We start from the raw sequence: 14372 nt of genomic DNA, 5'->3' as shown, positions 1-14372 counted from the left end.
GCAAGTTCGTTTTTCATGGTAATGCTCGACTTCCAAGAGCGCCTCGTCACCACGCTGGGCGGCGGCATCAGCGCTGCCTCAGCCTGGAAAATCACCACGAAGCATCCCCTCGGTAGGTTGCCTGGTGTCGAGCCGCTCGCGGTGGATGTTCAACGGGAAATCAAGCGCTCGTTGGCGTAATGATGTCTATATAGTAGACTTATATTATGACCCTCGCGGAATTTTCCCATCTGCTCGGTGCCCACCCCAAGTGGGTGTTGAACACACTGCGTGCGGTGAACGCCGATGGCCGCTACACGGTCGACATGGCGCGCCAACTGTTCGTTGCCCGCGCGGTGCACGAGGCGACGGCGGTCCCGATGGCGGAATCGCTGGCCGTTGCGCGCCTGGCACTTCGCGCATCGTACACGGCGGCGTCTCCGGCACCGGTGCCGGGCATGGAGGACGCTGACGTAGCAATGACGGTCGACGTGTATCGTCTGCTGTCCTCGTTCTACACGCGTCTCGCCCATCTGCGTGCGTCCTTTGCGCCGCGTGCACGCGGTCGGCCCCGGACGCGCAACAGGAGTGCCCGTCACGAGGCGGAAGCGTGGGGGCTCGACCTTTCGCTGATGCGCGACAACCTCCGGAAGTCTCCGGCGGAACGGGTGCGGCAGCTCGATGCCATGGGGCACTTCTCACGAACGGTTCGTCGCGCCGGTAAACGGACGACTTCTCCCTGAGGTAGCCATGTTCGAGACCATGCTGGGGGCGTTGGTGGAAGCCCACATCCGCTTCGTGCTTGTCGGAGGCGTGGCCGCAACGGTGCATGGGTCGGCACGGTTCACCAATGATCTCGATATCTGCTATGACGCGGCACCGGACAATGTCGAGCGTTTGGTCGTGCTATTGACGCAATGGAAGGCGTATTTACGCGGCGTTGAGCCTGGCCTCCCGTTCATACTCGACGCGCGCACCTTTCGTACGACACCGCTCCTCACCCTCACGTCTATCATGGGCGCGCTTGATCTACTCGATCAGGTGCCAGGGGTGGGCGACTATCGGGCGGCGGTTGCCAAGTCGGAGCTGGTGCAGATCGGCGCGGTCGAGTTCCGCGCATTGACACTCGAGGCGCTGATCGCGTCGAAACAGGCGGTCCGTCGCAAGAAAGACATTGAGCACTTAATCGAACTCGAGGCGATTCTCGCATTGCGGCGCGAAGATCGGTAGCAGGCGCAGCTGGCTACGTCACCCGCGTTTCGGGATGTACCGCACGCCGGCCAACGCGGCGAAATGCGCATCCATCGTCCACACGGTCGCCTGATACTGTTTGGCCGTGGCGTAGATGATGCGGTCGACCAGCGGGAGTGTGTGCGCCACACCGAGCTGCGCCGCGCTCAAGGCGATGCCGGCGTCCAACGGGACGACCTTACGTTGGTGCAACATGGCCGCGATCTGCAGCGCCGCGTCTTCATCACGTTGCTGCATCACGCGCCGGGTGACCTCGAGCAACACGATCGTGGGCACGAGGAGCGCGTCCACCTGCTCGATCACCGACGCGAACTGCCCGGCCTGTGGCCCTCCCGCGAAGTACTCGAGCCACACCGATGCATCGATGAGGTTCACACGCGATCCTCGTCGCGCGAGATCGTGGTGTCTATGCCCTGCAGGAAGCCACGCATTTTTCGCCTGCTTTGCACGGGAATAAACTCAACCCGGTTCTGATACTGGAGCACCTGCACTTTCTGCCCGGGCTCCAGCCGCAGTGCCCCTCGGATTTCCCGTGGAATGACGACTTGGAATTTGGGGGACACCGTCACGACTGCCATGAGCGCCTCATCGATAAGCGCCCTGTGCAACGATAGCGCGATCGATTGGTCGACGCCAGCGGGCGGCGGTTCGACCCTCTCGCGTGTATCGCGGTGATGCGGTGCGAAGACCGAGTCCGGGTGCTATCGCTGGTCTCTCGTCGGCTCAGCTGTACGTTTCGTCGAATGACTGAGACTGCTCCGCTCGCCGCCGCTATTGCGGACCGGTATACCCTCGACCGTGAACTCGGTCGCGGCGGCATGGCCACTGTGTATCTGGCGCGCGATATCCGCCACGACCGACTCGTGGCGCTCAAAGTGTTGCACCCGGAACTCGGCGCGGTGCTCGGCGCCGAACGCTTTCTGAGTGAGATCCGCACGACGGCGAATCTGCAGCATCCCAACATCTTGCCGCTCTTCGATTCCGGCGCGGCAGCGGGGCTCGTGTTCTACGTCATGCCCTATGTCACCGGGGAGACGTTACGCGACAAACTCGTGCGCGAAGGACAGCTGTCGGTGAATGAGTCGGTGCGCCTGGCGCGTGGTGTGGCGGCCGCACTCGATTATGCGCATCGGCAAGGCGTCGTGCATCGCGACATCAAACCGGAGAACATCCTGCTGCAGGATGGTCAGCCGATTGTGGCGGACTTTGGCATCGCGCTGGCCGTCAGCAACGCGGGTGGTACGCGCATTACGCAAACGGGACTCAGTGTGGGCACGCCGGCGTACATGAGTCCTGAGCAGGCCGCCGCCGAACGGCAGCTTGATGGACGCAGCGATCAGTACTCGCTGGCGAGTGTGCTGTACGAGCTGCTCGCGGGCGAGCCGCCATTCACCGGAGCCAGTGTCGCGGCGGTGATGAGCCGTCTGATGACCGAAGTCCCGCGTCGGGTAGACGTGGTGCGCCCAGCCGTGCCCGCCGCGATTGCCGACGCCCTCGCGCGCGCATTGGAAAAGGTGCCGGCGGATCGGCACGAGACGGTGGCGCACTTCGCCAGCGCGCTGTCAGCGGAAGGGTCGTCTGGGTATCGCGCGGCCGCTTCCGGGGCGCACGAGGGACCGTGGAAGCGGCGCGCACTGGTGATTGGCGCCTTCGGCACGGTGGGCATCGCGACCGCGCTGGTGGTGCCGCGTTCAGCGGTCACGGCGCCCGCCCGCGCACCGCGATTTTACAGCATCGCGCTCCCCGAGAGCCTGCCCTTGGTGCCGGGTCGCGACAAATTCGGAACGCCTCTTCGCTCGCTCGACGTGAGTGACGACGGAAGTACGGTGGCGTATACCACTGGCAGCGGTGACAGCACCCGCATCGTCGCGGTGAATCTCGAAAGCGGCGCCACGTCGGTGATTGCCAATACCCTGCGAGGCAATCTGCCCGCGTTCTCGGCAGACGGACGGTCCATCGCCTTCATGCAAGACTCGCTGATTCGGCGAATCGAGATTGACGGGACGGGTTCGATGACCTTGGGCGCGGTTCGCGTGTTCGGGTCGCTCATGTGGGGGCGTGACGGCCGCGTGTATGGCAGCGAGTATACCAGCTGCTTGAGCTCCGTTCCGGAGAACGGCGGTGTTGTACGCATCGACTCTGCGGCCGGGTGTCCGGCGGTCGTGACGCCGGGCCATCAGTTAGCGACGCTCCCCGTGCCGATCTCAGTCAGCGGGCGCCTGACGTTGGTGCCGAACGGCAGTGGCAAGGGGATGCCGGTCCTGCCACCAATGGACAGTGGAAACGACAGCAGCGCCGTGGCTGGCGATAACCCAATTTTGGTAGACGGGCGCTATCTCGTGTTCGTGCGCGACAGCACGCTCTTCGGTGCGCCTATCGACCTGAAATCGCGGCGTCTCGCGAGCCCTCCTCGTGTCCTACTGACCGGAGTGAGGCAGGAACATTTTCCGAGACAAGCACACCTCGTGCTCTCGGCCGACGGCACGCTCGTCTGGGTTGGCGGTGGAGATGCTGCGATGGCCCACTTCGTCCGCGTGCGGCTCGACGGCACCATCATCGATACCTTGCCGCTTCCGGCCACGGTTGCCACCAGCTTCGCGGTGAGCCGCGACGGCAACAAGGTCGCGTGGTCCGTGCCGCCGGCTCCCGGGACCAAGATCCTTTTGTACGACATCGCGAGACGAGTGCTCGAGAGCTACGCAATCGATGAGCAGCTACTCCCGTGGTCATTGACCGGCCGTACAGGCGATTTGCTGATCTCAGCCGGATCCGGCTTTCAACGGGTGTTACGACTGGCTGGAAACAAGCCGGAGGTAATGACGATGCCGCGGCCGTTCTCCGAGCAGTCCGTTGATGGTCGGTTACGCTGCTATCGCGGGACGGTGTGGTACACCGACAAGGAGGGAGATGCCGTGCAGCTGCGCCCGGGCGCGAGGCAGTGTCGCTTCTCAGACGACGGATCACACGTGGCGGTCAAAGGGGAGGAGGGCATCTTCGTCGCGCCCACGGCCACCTTGAGCGCGGCGAACGTCGTACGCGTTGCCTCGTTCGGTGACGAGCCGCGATGGACCGGTAGCGGCCGTGGTCTGATATTCCGGGACGGCGACCGCTGGTATGACGTGGCGATCGACAAATCCGGCAGGCCGATGTCGGCGCCACGTCTGCTCTTCTCGCGATTCTTCAATCAGGCCGAGGCGAGCTGGGCGTTGGATGTACAAGATCGCATCATGGTGCTGCAAGGCCCGCCGCTCGTACGCACCACGCGGATCAATGTGCTGACCAACTTTCCGCGCTTTCTCGCGGAAAAATTGAAGTAGATCGCAATCAAGGATCTGGCTCATGACCGTACGCCGCCGCTCCCTACACTCACGTGTACGATGGGCGCGATTGATCGGCTCATTGACGCTCGAGGCGCTGATCGCTTCGAAGCGGGCGGCTACTTCACCCGCGCCTCGAGCGCTTCGGCGAAGTTGAGCACCACGTGCATGTCGCTCACGCGGTAGCGCGTGCGGCAGGGAAGCGATGTGGAGTCGCCGACGGAGGCCACGGCGAGAAACGATCCGTCAGCCAGCACGTCGTAGCTGCGCAGATACACGGTGGACTCGTAAGGCCACGGAGTGATGAAGGGCTCGGCGCGTGCCACCCGCACGGCGTCGCCAAGGGTTACGTCTGCGACCATCAAATCATTCCGCTCGCGATCCCCTCTGTTCGTGGAAAGGAAGAGCCGCTTCCCGTCGCGGGACCACGCCGGTGAATCTCCGCCGTTTCCAGAGACTTGTATGGCTGGTTCCGCACCCGGATACGGACGGATATAGACTTCTGGACGGCCGGTTTGATTCGATGCGTAGGCGATCCAGCGGCCATCCGGGGAGAACGTGGCGTGCGACTCCACGCTATCAGCGGCGGCGGACCACGACATCATGAGCTGACGGCTCGACGCCGGAGCCACCCGCTGCGGCGCGCCACTTCCGTCCGCCGGCAACGTGTACACGTTCGCGATGTGGTCGGGCCCCTCGGCGCTGACGGCAACAGTTCGTCCATCCGGGCTCCAGATTGGAGCTGCACCCTCTTGGGCTTGAATCGTCAGCTGCAACGTGATCCCTCTCGCGACATCCCGCACGAAGATGCTCCGCTGCGTGGAGCGCGGTGAGACCCTCGCTTTGAAGGCAACGCGATCACCCTGCGGTGATGCGCTGACGAAGACGATGCTTGGCGCTTCGACCCCAGCGGTACCGTCGTGCCACTTTTGGAAACGCGTTGGATCGCGGATGGTGGTACGGTGAACACTCCGCCTGCGACGTACACGAGCTGTCCCGCTGCGGAGAGCGCAAACTGGCCGAGCGCGTAGTTGCATCGCGAATTCGGCATGTTGATCGTCTGCATAACGCCGTCTACCACACCGACGGGTTGTCCACTTACCACGGCAGCGTCGGCGAGCACACGGCGCGTGGTCCCAGTCTTGATGTCGAGGGCGAGAACGTCGCTGCTGTCCGTTCCGGTAAAAAGTCGACCAGAGGTGAATAGCAAATGTTCGTTCCCTGGCAGCACGTGCGGAGCGATCGCAACGACACCGCCAGTCTTCACCGTGTCTGTCCGCATGATCATGTCGGGACTGCCGCCAGTCGCGCGGACGGGGAGAAAGCGGAAGCCCTCGTCCGAGAAGACAATGTTGCCGTGGTCGTCCCACGACGCACGGTATAGCCCACTCGGGCTCGTGGCAACCATCTCGGGAACACCGCCGGCGCTCGACACGCGCATGAGTTTGCGATCCGTGACGTACGCAATCCGTAAGCCGTAGGGCGAAAAGGGCAAGACCAGTCGAACCGTGGGGGGACCTGAACTGGGATATCCCTGCGCAGGCGAGCACAATCACCTGTCGTCAGCCGCTCGCGTGCTGACGACTCTGGGGTGGTTCGGCCAAGTCCTGCCCGGCGCCCGGCCGTGTCTCCCCAAAGGGAATTCGGACCCGCCACGCTCAACACGACCGCGGTCGCCCGCGTAAGTTGCATCGACTGTTGGTCCATGCCAGACACGCCCGTGGTCTGTCCGCGTCTCCTCCCGCCCTGCTCATGAACTGCTCATGACACGCTCCCGCCGCGAGTTCCTCAAGGCCAGCGCCGCTGTGGCCGCCGGTGGTCTGGTCGCTTCGCGATCGGCCTCCGCCATGGCCCCCTCCGGCACGCTGATCGCCGCCCCCGGCCTCCTCTCGTCCGACCTGCCATCGGCCGACGATCCGGCCGTCAAGGCCCTCATGCAGGCGGCACTCGACGTCGCCAAGTCGGGCGGGGCCTCGTATGCCGACGTGCGTGTGGCGGCCCGCCGCCAACAGAACGTGAACACGCGTGATCGCATCGTGCAGGGGGTGAGCGACACCGACACCTTCGGGCTCGGCGTACGCACCTTGGTGGACGGCGCGTGGGGCTTTGCCGCCACCAGCCGTCTCGACAAGGATTCGGTGGCCACCGCCACCCGCGCGGCGCTCGAACAGGCCCGCGCGAATCGCGCCAGTCAGCTGCGCCCCGTGCAGCTCGCCCCCACGCCCGGCAATCAGAACGGCGAGTGGAAGAGTCCGATCGAAACCGATCCGTTCACGGTGCCGATCACCGACAAGGTGGCTCTGCTACTCGCGGCCAACGAGTCGGCGCTGGCGGTGAAGGGTGTACGCAACGTCACGTCGAGCATGTTCTTCCTGCGCGAAGAGAAATCACTGATGACGAGCGACGGATCGTTTGTCGTGCAGACGATCTATCGCACGTCGCCAAGCATGTCGATCACGGCGGTGTCGGCCGACTTCTCCGACTTCCAGACGGTGCAGAGCAGTGAGATCGCCCCGATGGGTCTGGGCTACGAGTGGGTGATCAACTCGAAGATGGCCGAACGCGCGCCCAAGTGGGCGGAGCTGGCGGTGCAGAAGTTGAGTGCGAAGCCGGTGGAGCCGGGTCGCTATGACCTGCTGCTGCACCCGTCGAATTTGTGGCTCACGGTGCACGAAGTGATCGCGCACCCTACCGAGCTCGATCGCGCGCTCGGCTTCGAGGCCAACTACGCCGGCACGAGCTTCATCGCGCCGCCGGCGCAGGTGCTCGGCAAGCTGCGCATCGGATCCGATTTGCTGAACGTGGTTGGTGATCGCGAGCAGAAGGGATCGCTCGGCGCGATCGGCTGGGACGACGAAGCGGTGAAGCCGGTGAAGTTCGACATCATCAAGAACGGCGTGTTCGTGGATTATCAGACCACGCGCGAGCAGGCCACCATGATGACTGACTACTACACGAGCGTCGGTAAGCCGGTGCGTTCCTACGGCTGTTCGTACGCGCAGAGTTGGGCCGACGTGCAGTTCCAGCGCATGCCGAATGTGAGCATGGTGCCGGGCACTAACGACAACACGTTCGAGAGCATGATCGGCACGATGGACAAGGGTATCGCGATCGTGGGCGATGGATCGTTCTCGATCGATCAGCAGCGTTACAACGGGCAGTTCGCCGGTCAGATTTTCTACGAAGTGAAGGGTGGCAAGATCATCGGTCAGCTCAAGGACGTGGCGTATCAGTTCCGCACGCCGGATTTCTGGAAGTCGCTCAAGGCGATCGGTGGCCAGAAGAGCTACGAATTGGGCGGCGCCTTCGGCGATGCCAAGGGACAGCCGGGTCAGTCGAACTCCGTGAGCCACGGCTGCGTGCCGTCGCTCTTTCAGCAGACCAACATCATCAACACCGGGAGGAGGGCGTGAGCGACTTCGGCCCCCGTTCTCTGTACGCGCCTGCGGGAATCCTCACCCGTGCCGAGGCGCAGGAAATCGCGCTGCGCGCGCTGCGTAATTCGCCGGCGGAAGAGACACGCGTTTCGATCAATAGTACGGCGCGCGCGGACACGCGCTTCGCGTTGAATCAGGTCACCACGTCGGGTGAGAATCAGGATACGCAGGTCACGATCACGGCCTACGCCGGCAATCGTGCGGCCAGCGTGAACACCAATCGTCTCGACGAAGCGTCGCTCGCGGCGGCCGCGAAGCAGGCGTACGAGATCGCGAAGCTGGTGCCGCCCAATCCGGAGCGCATGCCGGAGCTTGGCGCGCAGCGCTATCCGGCGACGCGCGAGCGTAGCATCACGCTGCCCACGCCCACCGAACGCGCGGCGGCGTCGAAGATCGTGACCGAACTGGCGCGTGCGAACGAGCTGATCGCGACGGGTTTCATCGAATGCCGCGCTGGTGCGTCGGCGCTCGCCAACTCGAAGGGGTTGTTCGCGTACGACTCGAGTTCCTCGGTCACGATGACGACCACCGTGCGTTCGCCCGACGGCACCGGTTCGGGTTGGGCCTGCACCGATGGCAACACGTTCTCCGATCTCGACCCGGCGCGCGTGGCTGCCACGGCCGTACAAAAGGCCAAGGACTCGCGCAGCCCGGTCGCGATCGAGCCCGGTCGCTACACCACGATCCTCGAGCCCACCGCCGTGGGCAATCTCGTGCAGCTGATCGCCGGCGCTATGCAGGCGCGTTCGGCTGACGAAGGCCGCTCGTTCTTTTCGAAGCAAGGCGGTGGCAACAAGATCGGGCTCAAGGTGGTTGACGAGCGGGTAACGCTGGTGACCGACCCGGCCGATTCGCCGAGCACGAGCGGCGGCTACGACGGCGACGGCATCCCGCTGGAGAAGGTCACCTGGATCGAGAACGGCGTGGTGAAGAATCTGAACTACGACCGCTTCTGGGCGCAGAAGCAGGGCGTGCCGCCCACGCGCGCGGGCGGTGGCGGTGGTGGCGGTGGCGGTGGTGGTGGCGCGCGTTCGCTGCGCCTGCTGGGCGGCACCACGAGCCTCGCTGACATGGTGAAGAACACCGAGCGCGGTATTTTGGTGACGCGCTTCTGGTACATCCGCGGCGTCGATCCGCGCACGATTTTGTATACGGGACTCACACGAGATGGCACGTTCCTGATCGAGAACGGCAAAGTCACGCGCCCGATCAAGAACTTCCGTTTCAACGAGTCGCCGATCTTCTTCCTGAACAATCTGGAAGCGATGGGTCCGACGATTCGCATTAATGCGTCGGAGAACCTCAGCGCCGGCGGCGCGGTCTATATGCCGCCTATCAAGGTGCGGGACTTTACGTTCAGCTCGTTGTCGGATGCGGTGTAGGCAGTAAAGAAACTGCCAACGGCTTAGGGGGCAGGGGGGAGGGACTCGGGTACGAGGAAGCAGGGAATGCCCACCGGCGCCCTCCCTCCTGATACCCTCCTCCCTGCCCCCTACGCATTGGGCCGTTCACAGTATCAGTGAGTACAACTGGTCTACACCGCGTTCACGAACGCGCACCCTGCCTCTTCCGCCATCACGTTGGCGAAAATCCCCGAAGGTTGCAGAATCACGCCGGGAATGAGAAATGACTTGGCCTTTTCGCGGGCCTCAGCGGGCGGCAGCTTGTCCTGCTTCGCGACGGTGGTAACCAGCTGATTGAAGGCCATGCCGCAACCGAGTACGATGGCGCCGTTTTCCATTTGCTTATCCAGCAACAGTGCGGAGAACGAGTTCGTCATGTCCGTGCTGGCCGTCGAAAGCATCGGGTTGGCCATCGCCCATTTCCTGCCCTTCTCGTCCTTCAGTTTGCGCTCCTTGCCCACGCCGTAGGTGGCCCAATAGGCGCTGTTCATGGCCAGCGGAATCGCGGCATGACGAATCACGATCACGGTGCTCAGGTCGCTTGGCGCGAGCTTCAGGACTTCGGTGTACTGTCGCCCCCAGATGCCAGCACGGAAGATGCCCACGCCGCCCTCGATCTCGGGCACGTCGAACATCGCTTTGTGCTTGCCGGTAACCTTTTTCGTCCAACTGATGTCCCACGACTCGGCGCGCGTCTGCTCCCATGCCTCGAGTTCCTGCGCCGCAGTGGGCGGCGGTGAGGTGGCCGGTTCAGCGGCGTGCAGCACGGAGGATGCTGACGCCAGCGCTGCCGCGCTGAGTCCGGCCGTTTTCAGGAAAATGCGACGATCGCTGGTCATGGGGCAGTTTGTAAGAAAAGAGGGTTGGGAAACATTGTGTAAACGATCTGAGTAGCTGGCACTGTCTGAATGATGATGGCGTCCGGACAAGCGAAAGTCACGGCGTCGCGGTTCTTCCCGCCCCCTTCCCCTCCTTCAATGCGCTTGGTCCCTCCTCTCGTTACGATCCTGCTCCTGGCAATTGCCCCCGGAGCGACAATGGCGCAGCCCATCGTGCCGCGAACGTCGCCGGCCCCGCTTACTGCCCCTGATACGTCACAGGCTGGTGCGGTTCGTGTGTTTCTCGACTGTCAGAGCAGTCGCTGCGACTATGATTTCTTCCGTGACCAGATGCGGTGGGTGAACTTCGTCCGCGACCGGTTGGTGTCCGACGTGCTGTTGCTCGTGACCTCGCTGCGCACTGGATCCGGCGGGTCGGAGTACACCATCGCGGCCATCGGGCAGTCATCCAATCGAGGCCGCGCCGATACGGCCGTGGTGTTCCTAGCGCCCAACGACGCCGACGATGTGGTGCGGCGACAGCTGGCCCGCACGTTCTCGTTGCTGCTCGGTCCGTATGCCGCGCGAACGCCGCTCGCCTCGCGCATCACGCTCAGCTACGCCGCGCCCAGCGCGGCCTCGGCCAGCCCCAAGTCGGTGAAGGATCCCTGGAATTTCTGGGTCTACCGTGTATCGGTGAACGGTTTCGGGAATGGAGAGAAGCGGCAATCGTTCGTGAACGGCTTCGCCACCACCAGCGCCAATCGCGTGACGCAATCGCTGAAGGTGACTCTGAGCGCGAATCTCGGGTACGATCAGAGTCGCTTCGAATTGGGGGATGGCGAGACCTTTACCAATATTCAGCGCAACTACGGCGGCAATGCGCTGGTCGTGAAGAGCCTCAGCGATCACCTCTCGGCAGGGATCACGGCCAGCTCGCAGTTTTCCGACTACAACAACTATGATCTGAATTTGCGTGTGGCGCCGGCCGTCGAGTACAATGTTTTCCCGTACAAGGACTTTACGCGACGCCAGCTCACGGCGTTCTACGCCGTCGGTGTGGCGTCGATGCGCTACCAGGACATTACGATCTACGATCGCACCACCGAAACGCGTCCCGTGCACAACCTCACGGTGGCGTGGAATGCGCGGCAGCCATGGGGTTCAGTGAATATGTCGCTGTACGGCTCGCAGTATCTGCACAACGTGAGATACAACAGCTACGGGATCAGCGGGTTCACAGATCTGCGCATCGCCAAAGGGCTCGCGATCAACGTGGGCGGCAACTATTCGCGGGTGAACGATCAGCTGTACCTGCGCCGCGGCGCGCTGTCGGACAATCAGGTCATCGCGCGGCAGCAGGCGCTCGCCACCAACTACCGTTTCTTCATGAATCTCGGTATGAGCTACACCTTCGGGTCGATCTTCAATACCGTGGTCAATCCGCGATTCGGCGGCGGACGCGGCGGCCAGCAGTTCTGACGACGCGGCAGTGTAAGACGAGTGCGCTACGCGCTCAGCTCCCATTTTGTGCGCGTGTACGCGATCCGGAAGCCGTTTCGCTCGGCATTGCGCTGCGACGCACTGCCGGGCAACGCGCCCATCACGGCGAGGTCGCAGCCATGTGCGTGTGCGAACGCTAGCCGAGCCGACAGCAGCGCATTCTGCGCGCCGCGACGACGTGCAGACGGAATCGTACTCGCCCCAGCCAGCAGGGCGACACCCTCGTGCAGGTGCAGGCTGCCGGTGGCGATCGGTGCGCCCTGCGACTCGGCCAGGAACGAATAGGTATCCTTCGCGCGGGCGCTGACCTGCCCCATGCTGCGTACGAAGTCGACGATCTCCGGCGATTCGCTCCACCCACTGGCCGCGATTTCTGCCCAATGGTCCGCCTCGTCGTCACGCATACGACGCACGGATACGTCGGAATTGATCGTCACCGGCGTTGCCCAGATCGGTTGAAAGAGGATACTCGTCAGTTCGATCGGGTGATAGCCACGCAAGGAGAGCAGGGCCAACACCGACGGGTCGACCGCCGGACTCACTTCGTGCAGCACCGTCGCGCCATGCTCGCGGAAGAAGGCTTCGAGCGTCTCCAGCAGCGGCGCGCTCGGTGTCTCGAGGACCCCCAATCCGAAGGTCTGCGTGAGCGGCGAGTGCACGCCGTCGAACAGGGCATAGGTGCCGCCCACATCGAGGGACATCGCGCCAGACGACGGTGAGACGAGCGCCCGAGCGTGCACGAAGGCGGCGTTGGCGTGACCCTCGGCGCGCTCGATGCGACGGGCGAGGGCGAGGTCAGCGAACGGAAAGTCGTGGGTCATGGGTATATATTTCAGAAATGGTGTCCGTACTGCTACTCCAATCGCTCGAGCCCTCGGCCGACTTCACTGGCGCGTACACCGGCGGCGGCATTCCGAAAGGCTTCGTGATGGTCATCGCCTGCTTCGGTGTGTATATCCTGCCGTCGATGCTGGCGTGGAAACGCGGAAGCGCGCGCCGATGGAAGATTACGGCCATCAACGTGTTTTTAGGATGGACGGTGATCGGCTGGATCGTGTCGATGGTGCTTACCTATGCGTACGAGCCGCCGCCGGACGGTGAAGCGGATGTCGAGCACGTACCAGGCGGCGTGCGACGCGCTTAACGGCCGTACGTCCTCGCGAGATCGCTCAGCCGCGCCGTCAGCGACGTCGGCAGCTGATCCCAGGTAAAGCGGAAGCTCCAGTTGCCCGCCTGACGGCCAGGGAGATTCATGCGCGTGTCGCTGCCCAAGCCAAGTACGTCTTGTAATGGAACGAGGGCCGTGTTGGCGACCGAGGCGAACGCCGCGCGGATCATCGTCCAGTGCATCTCGTGGCCATCGGCGGCGAGATACATTCGCGCGAACGCTTTCTCCTCCTCGACGCGGTCCGGATCCCGCGTGGAGTCGCCCGCGCCGGTCGATTTCCACCAGCCGACGGTGGTGTCGTTGTCGTGTGTCCCGGTGTAAACCACGACCTCCCGAACGTAGCGATGCGGCATGAATTCAGACGCCGGATCGCTGAACGCGAACTGGAGGATCGCCATACCGGGATAGCCGAACTGCGTGCGAAGGGCTTCCACCTCAGGCGTGATCAATCCGAGATTCTCGGCCACAATCGGCATCGGACCGAGCGCCGCGGTCAGCGCGTTGAAGAGCGCAGCGCCTGGTCCCGGTACCCAACGCCCGTTCACGGCGGTGGTGTCTTCCGCCGGGACTTCCCAGAAAGCTTCGAATCCCCGGAAGTGATCGAGACGTACGACATCGAACATCGCCAGCGCCGCGCGCATCCGCCCGATCCACCAGCGATAGTCATCACTCGCCAGGCGATCCCAGTCATAGAGCGGATTCCCCCAGAGCTGACCCGTCTCGCTGAAGTAGTCGGGGGGCACGCCGGCCTGCACGATGAGTGTGCCGTCGTCGTGCAGCTTGAACAGCGAACGATTGGCCCACACATCAGCGGAATCGTGCGCGACGTAGATTGGCACATCGCCCATAAGCTGGATGTTCCGCGCGGCGCATGCACTGCGGAGCGCGCTGAACTGTCCGAAAAACAGATACTGTTCCTTGTAGCAGCGCTCGATCGCCGGCTTCAGCTTTTCACGCCATGCGCGCAGCGCCTCGGGCTCGCGCTGCGATGCTCCAGGTTCCCATGACGTCCACGACGCACCACTGTGTGCCTCCTTGAGCGCCATGAACAGCGCGAAGTCGAGCAGCCACGGCTCCTGCTCGCGCACGAACCCACGCACGGCGTCGTCGTAGGCGATGGTGTCGAGCCACGCATTGAGCAGCGCGCGTTTGGCCGGGATCACGGTGCCGAAATCGCACTGCGGCGCCGACGCGGAGTCGTCAGCGTGGCCGAAGCGCGCACGAGCCTGCTCTGGTACATGAATCAGCAGTGGATTGCCGGCGAAGGCCGAGAAGCACTGATAGGGACTGTCGCCGTATCCGGTGGGACCGAGTGGAAGGACCTGCCAGATCTTCATGCCCGCGTCGGCCAGCCATCGGACGAAACGGTACGCATCGGGCCCCATATCCCCGATACCGCCGGGAGACGGTAGCGAGGTTGGGTGCAGCAGGATTCCGGCAGCGCGAGGGAACAGCATGCGAACGTGGCTCGTGTCGGTGTGGCGTCGCAGGGACAT

The 14372-nt window shown here is 63.6% G+C and carries 14 protein-coding genes; 8 read left to right on the top strand and 6 right to left on the bottom strand.

Going from position 1 to position 14372, the window contains the following annotated elements:
* Positions 1-15: 15 nt before the first annotated feature.
* Genes ACLL97_RS03430 through ACLL97_RS03420 form a run of 3 tightly spaced genes read left to right on the top strand, consistent with a single transcriptional unit; the run spans position 16 to position 1209 of the window.
* Positions 16-180 (top strand): hypothetical protein, encoded by a 165-nt coding sequence (locus ACLL97_RS03430; protein ID WP_411279077.1) that lies wholly within the window; start codon positions 16-18, stop codon positions 178-180.
* 26 nt (positions 181-206) lie between these two features.
* Positions 207-722 (top strand): hypothetical protein, encoded by a 516-nt coding sequence (locus ACLL97_RS03425; protein WP_411279076.1) that lies wholly within the window; start codon positions 207-209, stop codon positions 720-722.
* A gap of 7 nt (positions 723-729) precedes the next feature.
* Positions 730-1209 (top strand): hypothetical protein, encoded by a 480-nt coding sequence (locus tag ACLL97_RS03420; protein ID WP_411279075.1) that lies wholly within the window; start codon positions 730-732, stop codon positions 1207-1209.
* An 18-nt stretch (positions 1210-1227) separates the two neighbouring features.
* Here the strand turns inward: ACLL97_RS03420 and ACLL97_RS03415 are convergent, their stop codons facing one another.
* Both ACLL97_RS03415 and ACLL97_RS03410 read right to left on the bottom strand, forming a co-directional pair.
* Positions 1228-1605 (bottom strand): type II toxin-antitoxin system VapC family toxin, encoded by a 378-nt coding sequence (locus tag ACLL97_RS03415; protein WP_411279074.1) that lies wholly within the window; start codon positions 1603-1605, stop codon positions 1228-1230.
* Complete coding sequence (locus tag ACLL97_RS03410) at positions 1602-1808, bottom strand: AbrB/MazE/SpoVT family DNA-binding domain-containing protein (protein ID WP_411279073.1); 207 nt, start codon at positions 1806-1808, stop codon at positions 1602-1604. Before ACLL97_RS03410 ends, ACLL97_RS03415 begins: the two co-directional genes overlap by 4 nt.
* Before the next feature lie 165 nt (positions 1809-1973).
* Here ACLL97_RS03410 and ACLL97_RS03405 point away from each other — a divergent pair, with 165 nt between their 5' ends.
* Positions 1974-4547: a protein kinase domain-containing protein gene (locus tag ACLL97_RS03405; protein WP_411279072.1), complete on the top strand. Its 2574-nt coding sequence runs from the start codon at positions 1974-1976 to the stop codon at positions 4545-4547.
* Between the two features lie 119 nt (positions 4548-4666).
* Here ACLL97_RS03405 and ACLL97_RS03400 read toward each other — a convergent pair whose 3' ends face one another.
* Positions 4667-5350 carry a TolB family protein gene (locus tag ACLL97_RS03400; RefSeq protein WP_411279071.1) on the bottom strand — a complete coding sequence of 228 codons (684 nt, stop codon included), beginning with the start codon at positions 5348-5350 and terminating at the stop codon, positions 4667-4669.
* Between the two features lie 960 nt (positions 5351-6310).
* Between ACLL97_RS03400 and ACLL97_RS03395 the strand changes: the two genes are divergently transcribed.
* Together ACLL97_RS03395 and ACLL97_RS03390 are read left to right on the top strand one after the other, a co-directional pair.
* The gene (locus ACLL97_RS03395; protein WP_411279070.1) at positions 6311-7960 is read left to right on the top strand and encodes a TldD/PmbA family protein; all 1650 of its coding nucleotides are present in this window, start codon (positions 6311-6313) and stop codon (positions 7958-7960) included.
* The gene (locus ACLL97_RS03390; protein WP_411279069.1) at positions 7957-9366 is read left to right on the top strand and encodes a TldD/PmbA family protein; all 1410 of its coding nucleotides are present in this window, start codon (positions 7957-7959) and stop codon (positions 9364-9366) included. Before ACLL97_RS03395 ends, ACLL97_RS03390 begins: the two co-directional genes overlap by 4 nt.
* 152 nt (positions 9367-9518) lie before the next feature.
* On the opposite strand, the gene ACLL97_RS03385 is transcribed toward ACLL97_RS03390, so the two are convergent.
* The gene (locus ACLL97_RS03385; RefSeq protein ID WP_411279068.1) at positions 9519-10226 is read right to left on the bottom strand and encodes a hypothetical protein; all 708 of its coding nucleotides are present in this window, start codon (positions 10224-10226) and stop codon (positions 9519-9521) included.
* A 198-nt stretch (positions 10227-10424) separates the two neighbouring features.
* Between ACLL97_RS03385 and ACLL97_RS03380 the strand changes: the two genes are divergently transcribed.
* Positions 10425-11687 carry a hypothetical protein gene (locus tag ACLL97_RS03380; protein ID WP_411279067.1) on the top strand — a complete coding sequence of 421 codons (1263 nt, stop codon included), beginning with the start codon at positions 10425-10427 and terminating at the stop codon, positions 11685-11687.
* Positions 11688-11713: 26 nt separating this feature from the next.
* On the opposite strand, the gene ACLL97_RS03375 is transcribed toward ACLL97_RS03380, so the two are convergent.
* On the bottom strand, positions 11714-12529 hold the full coding sequence (locus ACLL97_RS03375) for a hypothetical protein (RefSeq protein ID WP_411279066.1): 816 nt from the start codon (positions 12527-12529) through the stop codon (positions 11714-11716).
* Between the two features lie 17 nt (positions 12530-12546).
* Between ACLL97_RS03375 and ACLL97_RS03370 the strand changes: the two genes are divergently transcribed.
* A complete protein-coding gene (locus ACLL97_RS03370) occupies positions 12547-12852 on the top strand; it encodes a superinfection immunity protein (RefSeq protein WP_411279065.1) in 306 nt (101 codons plus the stop codon).
* Here the strand turns inward: ACLL97_RS03370 and malQ are convergent.
* The gene (gene malQ, locus ACLL97_RS03365; RefSeq protein ID WP_411279064.1) at positions 12849-14333 is read right to left on the bottom strand and encodes a 4-alpha-glucanotransferase; all 1485 of its coding nucleotides are present in this window, start codon (positions 14331-14333) and stop codon (positions 12849-12851) included. The two genes, ACLL97_RS03370 and malQ, sit on opposite strands and share 4 nt — an antisense overlap.
* Between the last annotated feature and the right edge of the window lie 39 nt (positions 14334-14372).

The organism is Gemmatimonas sp. (assembly GCF_046594945.1).
In the GTDB taxonomy this organism is placed as follows: domain Bacteria; phylum Gemmatimonadota; class Gemmatimonadetes; order Gemmatimonadales; family Gemmatimonadaceae; genus Gemmatimonas.
This window is presented reverse-complemented; position numbering and strand designations above follow the sequence as displayed.

Excerpts from the sequence above, each read along its gene's own strand:
- ACLL97_RS03430 (WP_411279077.1), top strand. The coding sequence starts at position 16 with ATGGTAATGCTCGACTTCCAAGAGCGCCTCGTCACCACGCTGGGCGGC.
- ACLL97_RS03425 (WP_411279076.1), top strand. The coding sequence starts at position 207 with ATGACCCTCGCGGAATTTTCCCATCTGCTCGGTGCCCACCCCAAGTGG.
- malQ (WP_411279064.1), bottom strand. The coding sequence starts at position 14,333 with ATGCTGTTCCCTCGCGCTGCCGGAATCCTGCTGCACCCAACCTCGCTA.
- ACLL97_RS03385 (WP_411279068.1), bottom strand. The coding sequence starts at position 10,226 with ATGACCAGCGATCGTCGCATTTTCCTGAAAACGGCCGGACTCAGCGCG.
- ACLL97_RS03420 (WP_411279075.1), top strand. The coding sequence starts at position 730 with ATGTTCGAGACCATGCTGGGGGCGTTGGTGGAAGCCCACATCCGCTTC.
- ACLL97_RS03370 (WP_411279065.1), top strand. The coding sequence starts at position 12,547 with ATGGTGTCCGTACTGCTACTCCAATCGCTCGAGCCCTCGGCCGACTTC.
- ACLL97_RS03395 (WP_411279070.1), top strand. The coding sequence starts at position 6,311 with ATGACACGCTCCCGCCGCGAGTTCCTCAAGGCCAGCGCCGCTGTGGCC.
- ACLL97_RS03380 (WP_411279067.1), top strand. The coding sequence starts at position 10,425 with ATGGCGCAGCCCATCGTGCCGCGAACGTCGCCGGCCCCGCTTACTGCC.
- ACLL97_RS03410 (WP_411279073.1), bottom strand. The coding sequence starts at position 1,808 with ATGGCAGTCGTGACGGTGTCCCCCAAATTCCAAGTCGTCATTCCACGG.
- ACLL97_RS03405 (WP_411279072.1), top strand. The coding sequence starts at position 1,974 with ATGACTGAGACTGCTCCGCTCGCCGCCGCTATTGCGGACCGGTATACC.
- ACLL97_RS03375 (WP_411279066.1), bottom strand. The coding sequence starts at position 12,529 with ATGACCCACGACTTTCCGTTCGCTGACCTCGCCCTCGCCCGTCGCATC.